The sequence below is a fragment of the Promicromonospora sp. NPDC050249 genome, from assembly GCF_040656015.1.
GTDB lineage: Bacteria > Actinomycetota > Actinomycetes > Actinomycetales > Cellulomonadaceae > Promicromonospora.
This window is the reverse complement of the sequence record NZ_JBFAKY010000001.1, coordinates 130,095-147,227: the sequence shown is the minus strand read 5'-3', so window position 1 is coordinate 147,227 and position 17,133 is coordinate 130,095. Positions and strand designations below refer to the sequence as shown.

Annotated in this window: 13 protein-coding genes; 10 read left to right on the top strand and 3 right to left on the bottom strand. The window is 65.5% G+C overall.

Going from position 1 to position 17,133, the window contains the following annotated elements; translation table 11 throughout:
- Positions 1-233: 233 nt before the first annotated feature.
- Positions 234-1,190, bottom strand: coding sequence for an alpha/beta hydrolase (locus AB0I32_RS00640; protein WP_357501784.1), 957 nt, complete (start codon positions 1,188-1,190; stop codon positions 234-236).
- A gap of 162 nt (positions 1,191-1,352) precedes the next feature.
- On the opposite strand from AB0I32_RS00640, the gene AB0I32_RS00635 reads away from it, so the two are divergent.
- Together AB0I32_RS00635 and AB0I32_RS00630 are read left to right on the top strand one after the other, a co-directional pair.
- Positions 1,353-2,192, top strand: a complete 840-nt coding sequence (locus AB0I32_RS00635; protein WP_357501782.1) for an alpha/beta hydrolase — start codon at positions 1,353-1,355, stop codon at positions 2,190-2,192.
- Between the two features lie 175 nt (positions 2,193-2,367).
- Positions 2,368-2,982, top strand: coding sequence for a TetR/AcrR family transcriptional regulator (locus tag AB0I32_RS00630; protein WP_357501780.1), 615 nt, complete (start codon positions 2,368-2,370; stop codon positions 2,980-2,982).
- A 140-nt stretch (positions 2,983-3,122) separates the two neighbouring features.
- Here AB0I32_RS00630 and AB0I32_RS00625 read toward each other — a convergent pair whose 3' ends face one another.
- Positions 3,123-3,920, bottom strand: coding sequence for an alpha/beta hydrolase (locus tag AB0I32_RS00625; protein ID WP_357501778.1), 798 nt, complete (start codon positions 3,918-3,920; stop codon positions 3,123-3,125).
- A gap of 10 nt (positions 3,921-3,930) precedes the next feature.
- Complete coding sequence (locus AB0I32_RS00620; RefSeq protein WP_357501776.1) at positions 3,931-4,788, bottom strand: alpha/beta hydrolase; 858 nt, start codon at positions 4,786-4,788, stop codon at positions 3,931-3,933.
- Here AB0I32_RS00620 and AB0I32_RS00615 point away from each other — a divergent pair.
- The 8 genes from AB0I32_RS00615 (at position 4,787) to AB0I32_RS00580 (ending at position 16,588) form a co-directional block, all read left to right on the top strand.
- Positions 4,787-5,488, top strand: coding sequence for a TetR/AcrR family transcriptional regulator (locus AB0I32_RS00615; RefSeq protein ID WP_357501774.1), 702 nt, complete (start codon positions 4,787-4,789; stop codon positions 5,486-5,488). The two genes, AB0I32_RS00620 and AB0I32_RS00615, sit on opposite strands and share 2 nt — an antisense overlap.
- Before the next feature lie 63 nt (positions 5,489-5,551).
- Positions 5,552-6,013, top strand: coding sequence for a helix-turn-helix domain-containing protein (locus AB0I32_RS00610; protein ID WP_357501772.1), 462 nt, complete (start codon positions 5,552-5,554; stop codon positions 6,011-6,013).
- Between the two features lie 407 nt (positions 6,014-6,420).
- On the top strand, positions 6,421-7,338 hold the full coding sequence (locus AB0I32_RS00605) for an NAD(P)H-binding protein (protein ID WP_357501770.1): 918 nt from the start codon (positions 6,421-6,423) through the stop codon (positions 7,336-7,338).
- Between the two features lie 89 nt (positions 7,339-7,427).
- Positions 7,428-8,048 carry a TetR/AcrR family transcriptional regulator gene (locus AB0I32_RS00600; RefSeq protein ID WP_357501768.1) on the top strand — a complete coding sequence of 207 codons (621 nt, stop codon included), beginning with the start codon at positions 7,428-7,430 and terminating at the stop codon, positions 8,046-8,048.
- A 294-nt stretch (positions 8,049-8,342) separates the two neighbouring features.
- A complete protein-coding gene (locus AB0I32_RS00595) occupies positions 8,343-8,750 on the top strand; it encodes a hypothetical protein (protein WP_357501766.1) in 408 nt (135 codons plus the stop codon).
- 356 nt (positions 8,751-9,106) lie between these two features.
- On the top strand, positions 9,107-12,691 hold the full coding sequence (locus AB0I32_RS00590; protein ID WP_357501764.1) for an SIR2 family protein: 3,585 nt from the start codon (positions 9,107-9,109) through the stop codon (positions 12,689-12,691).
- A 754-nt stretch (positions 12,692-13,445) separates the two neighbouring features.
- Positions 13,446-15,152, top strand: a complete 1,707-nt coding sequence (locus tag AB0I32_RS00585) for a hypothetical protein (protein WP_357501762.1) — start codon at positions 13,446-13,448, stop codon at positions 15,150-15,152.
- A 989-nt stretch (positions 15,153-16,141) separates the two neighbouring features.
- Positions 16,142-16,588 carry a hypothetical protein gene (locus tag AB0I32_RS00580; protein WP_357501760.1) on the top strand — a complete coding sequence of 149 codons (447 nt, stop codon included), beginning with the start codon at positions 16,142-16,144 and terminating at the stop codon, positions 16,586-16,588.
- The last annotated feature ends 545 nt before the right edge of the window (positions 16,589-17,133 follow it).

Below are 17,133 nucleotides of genomic sequence, written 5' to 3'. Positions count from 1 at the left end.
GCATGGGGCATGGCATGGATGCGGTCGGTACGCCGTCGGCTGCGCTGGCGACCCAAGGCCGAGCCGACCCCTTGTCGATGCATCCGGTGCGAAGCTCTGGCGGCTCGGCTGGCGGCCAACGCTCGCCGGCAGGGGAAAGAGCAGCGCCCGATCCGTGGGCGATTGGTGCGTCAGAGCTGACGATCCCCTTGCCGGCGAGCCTGTATCCAGAGCCCCGCGCGGGCCGAGTCCTGTCAGTCCTGGAGCAGGCGGCGGACCCACCTGCTGCGTGCCTGCCGGGCGGCTTGTGAGAGTTCCGCCTCGGGTGCGAGCAGCTCGAACAGGTGATAGCCGCCGGGCCAGACGTGCAGTTCCGCCACGCCACCACCGGCCCAGATCCGGTTGGCGAAGGCCACGTCCTCGTCCCGGAAGACCTCGGCCGAACCCACCTCGACGTAGGTGGGCGGGAGGCTGGTGAGGTCGTCGGCGCGGGCCGCGGACTCGTAGTCCGTGATGTCGTCGGTCCCGCGCCTGTCCCCGAGATAGAAGTTCCAGCCGGTGTCGTTGCTGGTGCGGTCCCAGATCCCGATGCCGTCGATCTGCTGTGCGGAGACGCTGTCGTTGTGCTCGTCGAGCATGGCGTACATGAGCACCTGACCGGCGATCTGCGGCGCGCCTCGGTCGCGGGCCATGAGGGTGATGCCCGCCGTGAGCCCGCCTCCGGCGCTGCCGCCGATCGTGACGAGCTTCGTCGGGTCGAACCCGAGCTCGTCGGCGTGCTCCGCGGTCCAGACCAGTGCCGCGTACGAGTCCTCGAGCGCTGCTGGGGCGGGGTGCTCGGGAGCGAGCCGGTACTCCACCGTCACGACGACGGCATCCAGCTCGACGACGTAGTCCACGACGGGTGCGACGCCCACGAGCCGGTCACCGAAGATCATCCCGCCCACGTGGGTGAAGAAGAACGCCGGGCCTCCCGCGACATGGTCCGTGCGGCGGAAGACGGAGATTGTCAGGTCGCCGGCCGGTCCCGGAATGATCCGCTCCTCGTGCTCGATGGGACGCCCTTGAAGCAGTTCCTCCAGGGACGGAGTGAACCCCGGGCCGCGGAGCGTGGACAGATGGCTCGGCAGGAGGGTCGGTGGGATCCCGGCGCTGACCAGCACTGGCTCGAGCTCGGTGTCGAACGGTGGTGGTGTGTGGATCGTGGTCATGGCGGGCCCTTCGGGCTGATCGGATGCCGGCCGTTCATCGGGCGACGCTCCGACGCTAGCGACTGACTGACGGTCAGTCAAATCTGACTTGCGCTCAGCAAGTCATCCGATCATTATGGCTGAAAGGGTTGGCGATGTCGGCCCCATGACGAAGGGATGTTCATGACGTACGTCGCAGACACGGTCCCCACGCTGACCGTGGATGCCCCGTCGGGGCTGATCGCCTACCGCCGCTTCGGCCCGCGGGGCAAGACGCCCCTCGTCCTCTTCCAGCGGTTCCGCGGCACCATGGATCACTGGGATCCGGCGTTCCTCGAGGTCCTGGCCGGCGAGCATGACGTCATCGTGTTCGACAACGCTGGAATCGGCCGCAGCGGTGGGGTCTCGCCCGACTCCTTCACGGGCATGGCGAGGACTGCTGTGGAGTTCCTCCGGCAGCTTGGAACCGATCAGATCGATGCACTGGGCTGGTCGATCGGCGGCTTCGTCGCCCAGATGCTCGCACTGGACCATCCCGGGTTCGTCCGCCGCCTTCTGGTGCTCGGCAGCGGTCCGGGTGGCCAGAACGGTTCGCCCGGGCCGGAGCCTCGCTCGGTGGAGGTGATGGTGAAGCCGGAGAACGATGACGAAGATTTCCTCTACCTCTTCTTCGGCCTGCACGAGGACGGGCGACGCCGCGGGCTGGAGTCGCTCCGTCGGCTCGACCTGCGTCTGAGCGACGGGTCGCCACAGGTTGCGCCGGAGGCCATCCACGCGCAGCTGCAGGCCATCGGTGCCTGGGGTCAGGACGACGCCTCAGCCTGGGAGCGGCTCGGTGAGCTCGACATCCCGGTGCTCGTCGCGAACGGAGCGCACGATGTCATGGTGCATGCCGAGCACTCTTTCCGGATGTCGCAGCGCCTCCGGAACGCGACGACGGTCATCTACAGCGACGCCGGCCATGGGTTCCTGTTCCAGCACCCCGAGAGGTTCGGCGCGGCCGTCCTGCGCTTCCTCGCCTGACTGCGGATGTGACCTGGTGCGCGACGATACCGACCTGGCACGGTCCGTGTCGTCGCGCAGTTCTTCGGGGAGCCCCGACCGGTGACCGGCTGGTGCGCATCGGCGACACCCCCACGAGGCGGGCAAAGCTGGTCACCTACTCGTCGACTACGATCAGTTCCGGAGGAGATGACACATGCCGACATCAACGGCGCATCCGCGGTCGCCACGCCGCGTGCGGCCTGCGCAGGAGCGTCGACGAGATCTCCTCGACGCTGCGCTCATTGTCTTTACGCAGCGGGGAGTGGCGGAGGCTACCGTCGAGGAGCTCACTCGGACGGCCGGCATGTCGAAGGGCTCGTTCTACCTGCATTTCAAGACCAAGGAAGAGCTCGCCGCGGCGGCCTGGGCCCGTCATATGGAGTCGTTCGCCGAAGTTGGCGAGCGGATTCTCGGCGACGAGGACGTCCCCATCGGTGACCGGCTCGTCTCGGTCCTGCAGGAGCTGACGCGTTTCGCTCTGGCGCACGGCGATGTGCATCGTGCGCTCTACGGTGTCGCAGGCGCCGATGCGGTCAAGGACGACGTCAACGAGCGGCTGATCGCGATGATCGCTGCTGCTGCCGTCACAGGTGTGCAGACCGACGCGATCCAGGCCACCGAACCCGCCCTAGTCGCCCGCGCGCTCTATCACGGGTTCTGCGGGGCCGCGACGGACGCGGTCGCCAGCGCGGCACAGATCGATCACGAGGATCTCGTCCGCAGCGCGGGCTCCATGACGCGCGCCGTCTTCCCACCCACGGCAGCCTAAGACCCCGAGGCGAGGGCTTCGCGGTCTGGCCCAACAGGGCGGCGCCAGGCCTCAAGGTGGGCAACACACCTCTGTTCGCCAAGCCAACGACAGTGCCCGGCGGTGCCCGGTTAGAACCGGGCACCGCCGGGCGACCGCGGTCAGTGCTCTGCTGCTCGGTCGTGTTCCGAGATCCAGTCGAGCACCGTCTGTGCCACGCTCTGCCAGCCGCTGTCGAAGACGAGCGAGTGTCCGCGGCCTTCGACGCGCCGGTACTGGGTGTTGCTCCCCGGCTCGTACAGGGCAGCCGCCTGTCGGGCGACGATCTCCGGGATCGTGTGGTCCTTGGTGCCACCGAGGACGAGCAGCGGCCCGCGGTGCGTGTCGTCGAGACGGACCCGTGTCGGTGAGGACGGGTCGTGCTTGGCGCCGGTGAGCTCGAACACCGGGCGTCCGGGGCCGGGAATCGAGTAGAAGCCGTGGAGCTGGTCGGACTCGGACCGGCTCAGTGCGTTGCCGAACCCGTACCGGAACTGGCGGGCGGTCAGCGAAACGGCCCGGTCAGTATTGGCCTTGTTGCTCACGACCGGGAGCGCAGACCTGATCTGCGCGAGGGGCAGTGCCCTGACTCCCTTGATGGGTGCCGGGTCGATCGCGACGGCGGCGCGCGCGACGTCGGCCGCGAGCAACTTCTGAGCCACCAGGCCACCGAACGAGTGTCCGACGACAATCGGCTTCTGCGGGAGCTGCGCCGCAATGGCCGCGTAGTGATCCGTCAGCTGGTCGATTCCGATGCCAGCGAGCCGTTCGGGGTGGAGGCGAGTGTCCTCGACGGTCTCGCCGTCACCGGGCCAGCCCGGTGCCTGGGCGCTGTAGCCCGACTCGTCGAAGAGGCTCAGCCATGGGCGCCAGGCAGAGGCGTGGATCCACAGGCCGTGGATGAACAGCACGGGGGTCATGATCGATCTCCTAGTTGGTCGCTGCGGCTCGGTCGATGACACGAGCGACCGTGACGGGCTGCTCCAGCATCGAGAGGTGGTCGGCGAAGACGGGGGTCACGTGGCCGTGGGCACGCGTCGCCATCGCGTGCTGCTGCGCCGGCGGGATCACCTTGTCCGCGGTCCCGATCACGAACCAGCTGGGAATGGTCTTCCAGGCGGGGTCACCCGAGGGCTCCTGGAGCGCACCACCGGTGACCGGAGACTGGGACGCTGCGAGGACCGCGGCCTCCCCGGCGCCCAGATGTGCGGCGAACGCCGACCGGAACAGGTCTCGCTTGACGTAGAGGTCCGGGTTGCCGGCTGGCATCGCGGGGTCCTGCACGACGTCGAAGACCGTGCTCGGCTCGGCCGCCAGCACCGAGCCGGGCTTCTGTCCGGTGAGCTGGGAGACGGTCTCGCCCTTGTCCGGCGCGTAGGCGTCGACGAACACGAGGTCGGTGACACGTGGGGTGGAGAGCGCTGCGTTCGTGATGACGGCGCCGCCGTAGGAGTGGCCCACCAGGACGACAGGGCCGGTCGTCGCCTGGTTGACGAACGCGGCCACCGATGCGGCGTCGCTCGCAAGCCCACGCAACGGGTTCGGGGCGGCGAGCACGGTGTAGCCGTCGTGCTGCAGGAGTCTGGTGACTGGGGCGAAGCTCGAGGGGTCGGCCCAGGCGCCGTGCACCAGGACGACCGTGGGCTTGGTCGACGGGGTCGACCTCTGCGACACGACGACGGTCGGGGTGGTGCTGTCCGAGGCGAGGGCGACGCTCGGGGCTGCGATGAGTGCGGCGGCGGCCAGCCCGAGTGCTAGCCGGGCGGTCCATCGGCGGGCGGTGGTCATGAAGTTCTCCATCTTTGGCAGAAAGAACGGTCGTTCCTCCTCCCAGGAGCCAACCATGAAGGCTGAGTTGCGTCAAGCCACTCAGATGGGGAACGACCGTTCCTTCTCGTGCTACCGTCCATCTGTGCCCGACCAGCCTTCCGCCCTACCCGTCTCGCCTCGTGAACGCCTGCTCACAGTGGCGTGCGACCTCTTCTACCGAGAGGGGATAGCGCGCGTGGGTGTGGACCGGATCCTTGCGGAGGCAGGGACGACGCGGTCCACTCTCTATCGCCATTTCCCTGGCAAGGAGGCGCTCGTGGCCGCGTACCTTGAGCGCGAGGACGCGATGCTCGATGAGACCTTCGCGGGAGCCGAGGCGGTAGCTTCATCTCCGGAGCACCTGCTCGAGCTCGCCGTACAAGGCATGGCGGAAGACGCCTTCAGGCACCACACGCGCGGCTGTCCTTTCATCAACGCTTCCGCGGAGTATCCAGACGTGGCGAGTCGCGTCCGCAGAATCGTCAGCGAGCACCGCCACCGTTTCCGGGAGCGGCTGGAGCGGTATCTGCGCGCCGCCGGCCGCCCGGATCCTGCCGAACGCGCGGGCGAGCTCGTGATGCTCCGCGACGCCGTTCTCGTCGGCAGCTACCTCGACGACGAGATGACGGTACGGCGCGACTTCACGCGCGCGGCCCGTTCGGCCGCCTCCCTCGGGTGAGCGGCTCCAGATACCCCGCGCGAACACGGGAGCGCCATCGCAGAGCCGACGTACCCTGCTGGGATGGCGCCTTCCCGCTCCCCGGAGCTCGACCCCCAGCGGCCCTACTGCTCGATCGAGCGCGCGCTCATCGTGCTCACCGATCGATGGGCCTTCCTCGTGATGCGCGAAGCGCTGCTCTATGACGTGGAGCGGTTCGCCGACTTCCGGGAACGACTCGACATCGCCACGAACATCCTCACCAACCGCCTCGACCGCCTCGTCCAGGCGGGCGTCCTGGAGCGCACTGAGTACCGCGAGCCGGGCAGTCGTACACGGCCCGCATATCGACCGACGCCCGCAGGCCGCGACCTCACGGTAGTTCTCGGTGCCCTGCAGCAGTGGGGTGACGAACACGTGCCCCGCGAGGACGGCCCGACGATGACGCGCCGCGAGCAAGGATCAGCCGCTCCGCTGCGTGTCGACTTCGTTCGCGACGACGGCCCGAGCGTTCCACTCGATCGCGTCGAGTTCGCCCGCGTCTGAGGGCTGTTCCTCCGAGGTCCTCGGAGCTCTCGCTCGGCGTCAGGTGTGCGCTGCAGGCCCTGCGCTGGTACCGGACTCGGCACGCCACGAGTCCCTGACCCCTCGCCGATGCGGCCGGCCGGCGTCGGGTTTCGTCACTGCGCCCGCGGCGCACCGGCCTGCGCTGGCTGCCGCGTGCTGCTGCGGCCGTCGTCGGCCCCCAAAGTTCGAGGCGGGTAGTCATCGCGAGGATGAGTAGGCGATCCGAAGACAGGGAGTAGCGGCGCTTCCGGTGTGGCACGTGGCACGTGGCTCCGACTGTCGCATTGCGATGACGGGGTTCTTGGCGGATCAGTCCACAACGGGTTAGCATTCTTGACGATCTGGTCCACAACGGCCCTGATCCCGCTAACAGGAAGAGAACTGCCATGAGCTCCAGCCCCCGCAGATTCCTCATCACCGGCGCCGCCGGCCAGACAGGCTCGGTGACCACCCGCCTCCTGCTCGAGCACGGCCATCAGGTCACCGCTCTCGTGCGCCGCGTCGACGACCGCGCCACCGCACTCGCCGACGCGGGCGCCGACATCGTGACCGGTGACCTTCGCGACTTCCGTGACGTCAGCAGGGCGATGGTCGGGGCGGACGCCGTCTACTTCTGCTACCCGGTCGAGGCCGGGCTCATCGAGTCCACGGTGAACGTCGGCCAAGCGGCGGCAGAAGCAGGCGTCCAGGCCGTCGTCAACATGTCCCAGGTGTCGGCCCGAAGGGACGCGAAGAGCAACGCCGCACAGCAGCACTGGATCGCTGAGCGACTGCTCGACCGCGGCCCGTTCGGTACCACCCACCTGCGGCCGACCTTCTTCGCCGAGTGGATCACGTGGGGGTGGCTCGGCACAGGGGACTCCGGCGTGATCGCCCTGCCGTTCGGCACGGGCCGGCACGCGCCGATCACCGGTGCGGACCAAGCGCGCGTCATCGCCGCGGTCCTGGAACGTCCGGAATCGCACGACCGGCAGGTCTACCCGCTCTACGGGCCGGTGGAGATGAACCACGACGAGATCGCCGCGGCCGTGTCCCGGGTCCTGGACATCGAGGTGCGGTACGAGCCGCTCAGTATCGAGGCGTTCCAGACCGGACTGCTGGAGCGAGGCATCTCCCAGCACCTGGTCCAGCACCTCGGGAACGTCGCGACCGACTACCAGAACGGCGTCTTCGCCGGAACGAACAACCTGGTCGAGACGATCAGCGGGAAGGCGCCGATGACGGTCGAGGAATACGTCGCAGCGAACCGGCCCGCCTTCGAGGTAGCCACCGGTCAGTTCGCGGTCTCGGTGGCATCTGCGTAGTGCTGCGACGTTGACGGCTGCGGTCCGGGTGGCCCCTCGGACCGCAGACGTTCTGGACTTGATAGTCCACAACGGCCTATCCTCACTCCATGGCACGTCCGCGCAGTTTCGACAATGACCAGGTCCTGGCCGCCGTGGAGCGGCAATTCCGCCACGACGGATACGCCGGCACAAGCCTGGACGACATCGCGGCGGTGACCCGCCTCGGGCGCGGCAGTCTGTACGCCGCCTTCGGCGACAAGCATGAGCTGTTCCTGCGAGCCCTCGGCAGATACTGCGAACGCAAGGCGGCCGAAGCGGAAAGCAAGCTCACTGGCCCAGGGGAGAATGCGATTGCGCGCATGTGGGAGTACCTGCAAGGCAACCTCCGCTTCGTGTTCGACGATCCGGACCGGCTCGGTTGCATGGCCGGGCGGTTTGCGGTCGAGGCCGACCGGTCCGACGCCCGGGCCGCTGAGCTCATCGCCGAGTGCTTCGCCCGTCAACGCGCCGCACTGCGCGACTGCTTGATGGCGGCCCAGCAGTACGGCGCACTCGAGGCGGAGGCAGACGGCGACGAGCTGGCCGCCATGCTGCTCACTGTGGTGCGTGGCATCGATGTGATGGCTGGCTCGGGGATTGACGAGAGGCTTGCGGAAGCTGCATTCCGGCACGCCTTCACCGCACTTCCGCTCGCACACCGAGGAAAGCAGGAGCTTGAGCGGCTCTGAAGTGCACGATCATGAAGTCGCTCACCACCCGGCATCTCGCTGCGACGCCCCGGTCGCGGCCTTCGTGACCTAAACGATGGTGCGGCGCCACGCTCTCCGACGGGACTGCGTCCGCGTCGTGGTGCGAGGATGCCGATCGCCGTCGGTGAGCCGGACTCCGATGCGAGGCAAGTGCCGCAACAAGCTGACCCCTCAGCGTGCGAAATGGCACATCCTTCGTCAGCACCGTATCGACGACGGGGGCGCACCGCCGCGCCACGCCGGCCGGTTGACGGACGACGCGCTGACGCTCGGGTGCAGATAAGGCTGAAGGTAAAGCACCGCGAGACGGTCGATGTCGTCTGCGGCGCGGTGATCGGCACACGCTCATCGCCACAGGAAGTCATCGCAGGCCTCACCATCGACGGCGAACTGCGGATCGTGGGACGGACGACGCTCCTATCACCATCGGCCCGCCGAGCCCTGACGCCGTGGCTCGCTCCACCAGCCGGGAAGCATCCGTGGCCGACTCAGGTGCCCCGGACTGCGCTGGCGCGGTTCCATGTGACCGGGCGGGGCGTCGTCGACCTGACTCTCGTCGAGCCGATCGTGGTCGAGGTGAGGGCCGATGTGGGGTGGGACGGGCAGAGCTTTCGGCACCTCCTGCGCTTCCTGCGGGTACGCCCAGACACTGAGGTGCGAAGCGTGCACGCGCCCGACTGACACGGATTGCTGCCATCCTCGCAGCGCTGGACCCAGCGGCAGGGAACGAGCCCGCGCCCGATGGCTTGAGGAGACCTGTTCGTAACGCCAAACCGGTGTCATAACTCGCTCCGTGACACCTGGACTCACGAGCGCATCCTGGCGTTGGCCCGCTACCCACCCGAGACTTGTGTCTCTCGCTACGCTGATGCAGTGCAGAACCCCGTCAAGGTCCCAGTTTCCGCCGCGAACTGGATCGCCCGTGTCGGAGGAGCCGCAGGACTCATGATGCTGCTGATCCCCGATATCGCGGGCTTCGGACGGGACTCAAAGCTGAGGCTGACCGCGAGGCTGCATCCCGCCGAGGTGGCAGGGCGATGAGTGAAGAAGTTCTCTGGATAACTCCAGACGTTGGCCTGCCACGCTCCATCCTGGACGCGCAGGTCGCCGGGCGCCTTGTCTTCTTCGTAGGCGCTGGGGCGTCCTTCGCGGCGCCGTCCGGCCTCCCATTGTTCGGCGCCCTGGCGCGCCAGCTGGCTGAGCGCGCACGAATGACCTACGACGAATTAGTCCCGATTGACTACTTCCTTGGCGCGATGCCTGACAATTTCGACACGCACGCGCACGCGCACCAGATTATTGCCCGAGCCGACTCCAGGCCGAACTCAACGCATCACGCGCTTGTACGGCTAGCGTCGTCGATGGGGCCGCTGCGCATCGTGACAACGAACTTCGACGATCATCTCGCTTCAGCGGCGTCGGCCGAGGGAATGGAGATTGCGGACCGGTGGACCGGTCCGGCCCTGCCGCTCGGTCACGACTTCGAGGGGCTGGTCCACCTCCACGGTTCAGTACTTCGCTCGCCCCGGGAACTTGTGCTGACCGATAGTGACTTCGGCCGCGCATACCTCACGTCCGCTTGGGCCACGAGGTTTCTGCTGCCGATGTTTCAACGGTTCACGGTCGTGTTCATCGGTTACAGCCACGACGACCCGATCATGCAATACCTGGCTCTCGGCTTACCCTCGGCGACTCCGCGATTCGCGTTCACAGACTCCAGGGGCGCCGCAGACCCAAAGTGGCGTCGACTCGGAGTCCAACCGGTGGGCTACCCGGTTCCAGACCACGACCACAGTGCGCTCGTGCGAGCTCTTGAAGCGTGGAACGATCGCATACGGATGGGCCGGCTCGACCATCAAGCCAGAGTCCAAGACATCGTGGTCGCAGGCCCCACGATGACTCCTGTCGAGCGGGACTACCTCAACGTTCGTCTTCGGACGCTTGACGGCGTAAGAGACTTCGCCGGGGCGACTGCAGGCCTGGCCAACGAGCAAAAGATTGAGTGGCTCCGCTGGTTCGAGGAGTCTCCCGAGTTCAAGCTCCTGTTCGGTGCACCCGAGGTACCCGACAGCGTTTCCGCGCTCGGCGACTGGTTCAGTCAGACCTTCATCACATCCCCTGAACTGCACGGTGCGGCACTGCAGACGCTGCACCGACTTGGCCAATCGATGACAGGCTCCTTGTTCCGTGTTGCTTGCTGGGCGACAGAGCAACTCGCTGAGAAGGACGCCGGAGCAGGCGAGCGCTGGCGCGTGATCCTCGCGACGTCGGTGCTAGGCCACTCGGCACCGCTCAAGACCGAATATCTACTGCCATTCGTGGCCGGAGCACAGCCACGGAGTACGAGCGTGCTGCGTACGGCACTAAGGCCGTTCTTGAAACTCAAGCGCCGATGGACCGTCGACGAGTCGGAAGCGGCGACCACACCACCGGACGCTGAAGCAGCATGGGCAATAACCGAGTACGCGCTGACACAGCACGTCCGCCTCGCGGTGAATAAGGCCGACCCCGGGGACGTGCGCCTTGGCGGATCCCTCGAAGAGGCGCTAGCCAGCGCTTACGATCTTCACGACGCTTACCACGGCCGGCGCGTCTGGGATCCGCTCACCTTCGGCCGGTCAGCGATAGAGCCGCACGAACAGGACAGTGTGCGAGACCCCATCGATGCGGTCATTGATGGTCTTCGGGAGTTCGGCGTCAAGGCGCAGGCAGCGCGCACCGATCTGCCGGAACGGTGGTGGGCGCTGGACCGGCCGCTGTTTCGGCGCCTCGCGCTCCATCTCGTCGCGGTTGATCCATCGCTGACGGCGGACGCGCGCCTTGAGTGGCTTCTCGGTCGGACGAACCTCTATGCCGCGCATCTCAAGCACGAGACATTTCAGATCCTCGCGACTGCGGCGTCCGAAGCTTCAGAGCTGCTCAAGGGCCGACTCCTGGCAACGGTGAACGCAGGACCGGACTATCCCGAGGACGCCCCGGACCGGGAACGGCACGTCGCCTACGGCAAGTACAACCTTCTCGTCTGGCTCACCAGTTCTGCACCCGACTGGGCGGCGGCGGCACACGCCCTGGACGCGATCCGGGCCGAAAACCCAAGCTTCGGCCCGCGGGAACACCCTGATTTCGACAGCTGGACGACCAGCGGTGTGTGGGGCGGGAAACTTCCGATGGAGCCGAAGGCCTTCGTGCAATCGCTGCAAGAAGACCCGAGCGCAGCACTCGAGGACCTGCTGTCACGCGACTACTCCGAGCGGAGCTTTGACGAGCCCTCATGGCGCGACGTGGTCGACCTCGTCGAACGATCGATCTCCGAACGACCGGATCTCGGCACCCCGCTGTGGATGGAGATCGATGCTTTAGAGAAGGACGCATCGGCTCGGATCGAGGGCAAGGGAATTGACCTACGGTGCGCCATCGTGGAGGGCTGGTCCAGCGTGGACCTTGAAGACACGATGCTGAGCGCATTGGCACAGGTCAAAACGCTCGTGACACAGCGGGACACTGCGAGTACAGTCGGGCGCTTTCTGTCTGCTCAGGTCGATCGACTATCGGGCGCTGAAGAAACCCTGGCGCCGTCTGCGATGCGCGAGATCGCCTCAACCTTATGGCGAGAGCACAGCAGCGAATTCACCCGCCCCGAAGATGAGGATCCGCTCTCGTTCGCGCCGCTGTACCTAAACTCATGGCCCGGGGACCTCGCGCAGTACTGGATCAGCGAACTGGATCGCCGATGGCGTCTTCACCGGGACGACTGGGTCGGCCTGAGCGAGATCGAGCAAAACGCGTTGGTCGACCTGCTGCGAGGCAGTCGGGCGACTCTCGATGCGACACAGCCAGCAATTGCACGCCAGCTGTTCTTCCTCTTCTCGGCGGATCCCGCTTTCACCGTCGAGCACGTCTTGCCAATCTTTCGGGCAGACGACAGCGCCATGTTCGCTTGGTATGGGTACCTCCAGCACCCCCGATATGACGACAGGCTGCTCGACTCCGGCCTACTCGACAGCGTCGTCGCGCAGTGGGAGCGGCTCGACGCACTTCAAGATCCAACCCTTCGCAGCAACTTCTTCGGGCTCGTGGCTTCAATCCTCTCGTTCGCGACGATCACATCAGACGGCCAGCAGGCCCTCCTCGCCCAGAGCGTGCTGGCAAATGACGGTGCCTACGCTATAAAATTCGCCGGAACTGTCGCGCACTTCTTACGCGGTGACGGTATCAACGGCGCTGAGATCTGGACCCGCTGGCTGCGAGACCACCTTACCGATCGGCTCAATGGTGTGCCGCGGACTCCTAATCCTGAAGAGTTGGCCCGCTGGGCCGACATAATCCCCCAGCTCGGGGAAGCCATACCCGAGGCACTTGCGCTCTTTAGCGGGCGGGGTGTTGGGCTAGGGGACGACTTCTTCGTAATTGACTTTCCGCGAAGCGTGCTCGCTGATCATGGCCCTGCTCTCGTGGCGCATTACGCTGAGCGAGTTCAAAACACGGCGCCAAGGAACCGATTGCTCAGTTACCAAATGCGGAAGCTCTTCGAGAAGCTGCGGGTAGGCGTGAGTGAAACGGAGGTGCAGTCGCTCGTTGCCGAAGCCATCGCGAGGGGCCTGGTCGACGGCGAGCACTTCTGAGCCGGACCATAGAAGGCCTCGAGGGATTGGTGGCGCGGGTATTCGATGCGCTCGGCCCGTCGTGGCGCCCGCCCAGCCCTTTGCGCGGATACATGGCCTGCTGGACGTGTGGGGATTGAGCCAGGGCCTTCCTGCGCGGTAGGCCACCCTACTTGCGAAGATCGCACGTCACCGAAGTGAAGGTGGTGTCGTCAATCGCGCAAGCGCCGGCCGGGAGGCAGCCTTGCGGAGGGCCAGCTTTCCGTGATCGCCCCGACCCGGGCGGTGATCATGCGGGACTCGACCTTCACGTCCTTGGCCCAGGATGCGACGAGCCCCCAGCACAGCGTGGGGTAGGCGCCGCGTCGCGTGACCGCCCTCGTCGCGCTCCAGTACGGCGCACATGGTTCGTCTGCGTGGCATTCCACGACGGGTCAAGTTCTTCAGCGATCAGTTCGGCGATATGGAACCGGTTGGCGATCTCTTGATCTCGTCGTGCGTTGGCGTATCGACCGCACATGTTCGACAGTCTGGTCATGTACGGCCCGCCTCGCTTGTCGAGCGTGGCGGTGAGTCCTGGCTGCTGGCGCACCATGTGATCCGCACGGTCAGCACCGCGAACCTCAAGGGTGTGACATCCCCTCGGCGACCAGCTCGAGGAAGCATGCTCCGGCCCTTCCTCGCAAGTCACGGCATCAACTTCGGGATTCATGTCCGACCACACCAATCGGACGGAGACCCCCAGCCTCTCGCGGCTAAGCGCTACCGTGATCGCATGGGCGATGACTCCCTGTACCAGTGGGCCACATGCGGGCGCGAGTCATTCGACCGCGTCGTAGAACTCTTGCTTCAGCGCAGGCACCAAGCCGAGCCTGGTGAGGTCCAGGCGGTCGACGGTCGGGGCGGCGACGAGGGAATCGACGTTGACGTCACCTCGCACGACGGGACGATCGACACGATCTACCAGTTGAAGTATTTTCCAGAAGGCTTCTCGGGAGGGTTTAGAGAGACGCGTCGACGTCAAATCACCAAGTCTTTCAACGCCGCGATGAAGCATAAACCAAGGCGATGGGTTCTGGTTTTCCCAGGAAGACCCACGCCCAAAGAGCGATCTTATGTGCACAAACTTGCTGGAGGTCGCCGCGTTGAGATCGCGATTCTTGGACGCGACAAGCTTGATCTCCTGATGGCCGAGAACCCTGACATCCATCGGCACGTGACTACTGGCCCACTCACTGAGGCGCTTCGCCTGAGCGGTAACGAGCACTTGGCGCTGGCGACACCCATCGACCTGGATCGGGCGGCAGTTAGCCTCGGTGAGCGGATCGATGCGCGGAGCGCGTTCTGGGGCGTCAACGTGACCATCGGTGCCGATGGTTCGATCCAGCAGGAGTTCGTACCTAAGCGCCCAGACGCCTTCAGTAACGAGCCTTTGAGCCTCAAGCCGGAGTTTCGATCAGGTCCTGCTGGTGACCTAGCCAAGACACAGCTGGACGAGTTGCACGCGTATGGCGGCCCTGGGATCACGATCAATGCTGATGCTCTCGCATCTATTGAGCTGGTGGGGCCGGACTGGTTCGCTCGGAACCTCAAAGAGGTCAGCGTCGTCTTCGGTCCGATCGCGATCTCGAAAGAGGTGCCGATCGAGGTCCGGCTGATCGCTCCGAGTGGCGCGACCCTCCAAAGTCTGGAGGGTCATTCGCGTATGAGCCGCGGCCGAGTTGGAGGCCGGCTCGAGGTGATGCTGGACTGCGGCATCGAGTTCGATTTCAAGATGCCACGCAACGGCGAACGAGTCACCGCGTCCGTCGCCACGAACCACGAAGGTCGACGGATTCACGAGGTGGCTGCCTCGATCTCGTTTATGGACCGGCTAGAGAGTGACACTGACGTAATGCTCGAGATCTGGGCAGGCGACAAGCGTCTCTTCACCTTTGGCCGGCCGGATTCCCCACTAGTGGAACTCTCGCCCGATGCCTACACCAGGCAACTTGTGGATGACCTGCACGTGCTTAGTCGCCACTTCAGCGTGCCTCTGCGGTTGCCGGAGGAGCTTACGTGGGCGCAACGGGAGGAAATCCGCAAGTGCAGGCTCGTGGTGGACGGCAAGGTTGTGGAGGAGCGCAACTTCCGCGAGCTCACCGTGACGCTGAACGGGACCACGAGCGAGTCCCTGGAAGGGACCATTCAACGCGAGGCAATGATGGTCGTCGTCGAGACTGACGTGCACTTCATAGTTCAGGGGCAACGCTTGCCGGTCAGGGCCCAGGTTTTCCACCCCCGGGCACATGTCATCGAGCCTCAGGCCGTGGCCGCAGCTCTTCGAGACCAAACTGCCGCTGGGATGCGGGTACGGATTGGTGGGGTGGACGACACCGCGTTCCGAATCGTCCTCGCCAACGATGCGCGTCGCGATCCGAACGAGCCCCTTGCTGTGGAGCCACTTGGAATCGTCGAGCCCGAGGCAACCAGTCATTCGTGAGCCGCGCCTGGTGGTTCCACGGCGCTGGCCGGGGGCATGCGTGCGCAGGATGCTCTCGATCTATCCGAGCCTAAGTGTGAAACGGTCGACCGTGATGCGCGCCGGTTCGTCTTGGCCGACTTCGGCATCGCGCACTTCAAGGACTCTGCGCTCACGGAGCCGGGCGACCTCCTGGTGATCGGAACTACCTCGCCCCCGAGCAGATGGTGAGGAGCAACGCCCAAATGATCGGCAAGTCGGCGGACGTCTTTGCGCTCGGCCTTGTCATCACCGAGATGTTCACAAAGCAGAACGCCCGGGGGAGACGAGCCCGTGCGCAACCGATACCCCTTCCTGGCCGACCTCGATCTGATCGTTGAACTAATGATGCTCCAGAACGAGGCGCAGCGGCTTCCCATCGACACCGTGCGTGGCATGCTTCGAATGACACTTCAGTGACTCGAGTCGACGATCGAGGAGCGCGCGGAGGAGTTGCGCCCGAATGAAGCGCCCGCTGACGTCTCGTCCGCCGAGGTCGAGCGGATCCTCGGCCGCTCCGCGAGGGACGTGCTGTCGGCGAAGCACATCTTCGAGCGGGTCTCTGACGAGGAATTCCGCCGACACAACCTCAACTATTACTGCGAGGTTGCGTACCAGGTGGGCACGGAACTGTTCAATACGTGTGCTCAAGCCGTCGTGTATGCCCGGTGCAAGGCGAAGTTCGGCTACGAGGGTGCCGTGCGATGGGACGAGCATGACGACGCGCTGATGTTTTCAGCCGCTAAGCCGAGGCTCCAAGATGGGCTGGAGGCGATCCTGGCCGACTTTCCTCTCCCGCAGGATTCGCTCTTGGGGCGCCTGCCGCGGCAGTCCGCTCACTTGTTCCGGTTCTGTAAGGACTGCCACTGCGAAGAGTTTTTGGCGACCATCCGCGCATCCGTCTACGGCAAGAGCGAGGACTCGCTGCGGGCGAATCTAGTCGACGCCCCGATTCTCTGGATGCCCGCTGGGTGCGTGATTGTCTTGACACCGACTACCTGGAGCTCGACAGGACGGTTCGCGAGGGGATTGGGTTCGAGCACCACCTATCGGTGCTCTGGGACGCGACACTTCCGTTGGACTCGGCGCGCGAAGTGACGGGAGCGGAACTATTGACCCAGCCGTTCTATGCCGCCGACGTCGCCGACGCGCTCAAGGCGCTTGAGGCGAGGTGGGACGTCTCCGTCGGGGAACTCGACGACGAGAACTACTCGATCATGTTCCGGTCGCGCGACACGTACCGTTCCTTCCACGACGAAGTTCTCGGCCTCGCGGAACCGGACCCACAGCTCAAAGCTGACGTCCTCGATCTGCTCCGCCCTGAGGCCGAATTCGATGACCTTGTCGCACTCACATGGGATCGAGACTTCGACGTGGCCGTCACGCTTGGGAACGTCCTCGGCATCCGCACGCGCTAGCTTCCGTAAGTAGCGTGCGGGCGCAGTGGCCGCCCCTGTAGCAGTTCGGGCATGACGACTCTTCTCGAACCTGTCCCGATCCACGCCGGCCGTGACTTCTCCGGCCTAACGGCGGTGGATGTTGCACATGTGGTGGCAGTGATACCGCAGAGCGCGCCCGCCGAGGGGTAGCCAATGAAGCGATTCATTGCGCTGTCGCGGAGCGTTGTGATGACCTGCCTCTGTGACCAGCTTCTAGCAATAGGTTGCAGCTGACCCAGGAGCAGTGTCAGACTGATCGCGCGGTCAAGCGGCCGCCAGCTAGCCTCAACTCCAAGCGGAGTGTCGCGTGGAAGACCCCGCGACTAGAGGTAGGCACCGACCAAGCGGTGAAGCTTGGACGCCGACCAAGCGGTGAGTCACCAAGCGGTGATTCTTGGACGCTGCGACAACGCCGCAGCAGGCACGCGCGGCCGTGCCAATAGCCCCCGCATTCCCGTCCCACCAGACGGTGTAGTACTGCTAGTGCAGGCGTGTGACCCGTTCTTCGGAACGGTGGCGGCGTC

What these genes read in the sequence shown, in the direction of transcription:
- AB0I32_RS00620 (WP_357501776.1), bottom strand. Translation starts at nt 4,788, where the DNA reads ATGACCACCGCCCGCCGATGGACCGCCCGGCTAGCACTCGGGCTGGCC.
- AB0I32_RS00605 (WP_357501770.1), top strand. Translation starts at nt 6,421, where the DNA reads ATGAGCTCCAGCCCCCGCAGATTCCTCATCACCGGCGCCGCCGGCCAG.
- AB0I32_RS00585 (WP_357501762.1), top strand. Translation starts at nt 13,446, where the DNA reads ATGGGCGATGACTCCCTGTACCAGTGGGCCACATGCGGGCGCGAGTCA.
- AB0I32_RS00590 (WP_357501764.1), top strand. Translation starts at nt 9,107, where the DNA reads ATGAGTGAAGAAGTTCTCTGGATAACTCCAGACGTTGGCCTGCCACGC.
- AB0I32_RS00640 (WP_357501784.1), bottom strand. Translation starts at nt 1,190, where the DNA reads ATGACCACGATCCACACACCACCACCGTTCGACACCGAGCTCGAGCCA.
- AB0I32_RS00610 (WP_357501772.1), top strand. Translation starts at nt 5,552, where the DNA reads ATGGCGCCTTCCCGCTCCCCGGAGCTCGACCCCCAGCGGCCCTACTGC.
- AB0I32_RS00625 (WP_357501778.1), bottom strand. Translation starts at nt 3,920, where the DNA reads ATGACCCCCGTGCTGTTCATCCACGGCCTGTGGATCCACGCCTCTGCC.
- AB0I32_RS00615 (WP_357501774.1), top strand. Translation starts at nt 4,787, where the DNA reads ATGAAGTTCTCCATCTTTGGCAGAAAGAACGGTCGTTCCTCCTCCCAG.
- AB0I32_RS00630 (WP_357501780.1), top strand. Translation starts at nt 2,368, where the DNA reads ATGCCGACATCAACGGCGCATCCGCGGTCGCCACGCCGCGTGCGGCCT.
- AB0I32_RS00635 (WP_357501782.1), top strand. Translation starts at nt 1,353, where the DNA reads ATGACGTACGTCGCAGACACGGTCCCCACGCTGACCGTGGATGCCCCG.
- AB0I32_RS00600 (WP_357501768.1), top strand. Translation starts at nt 7,428, where the DNA reads ATGGCACGTCCGCGCAGTTTCGACAATGACCAGGTCCTGGCCGCCGTG.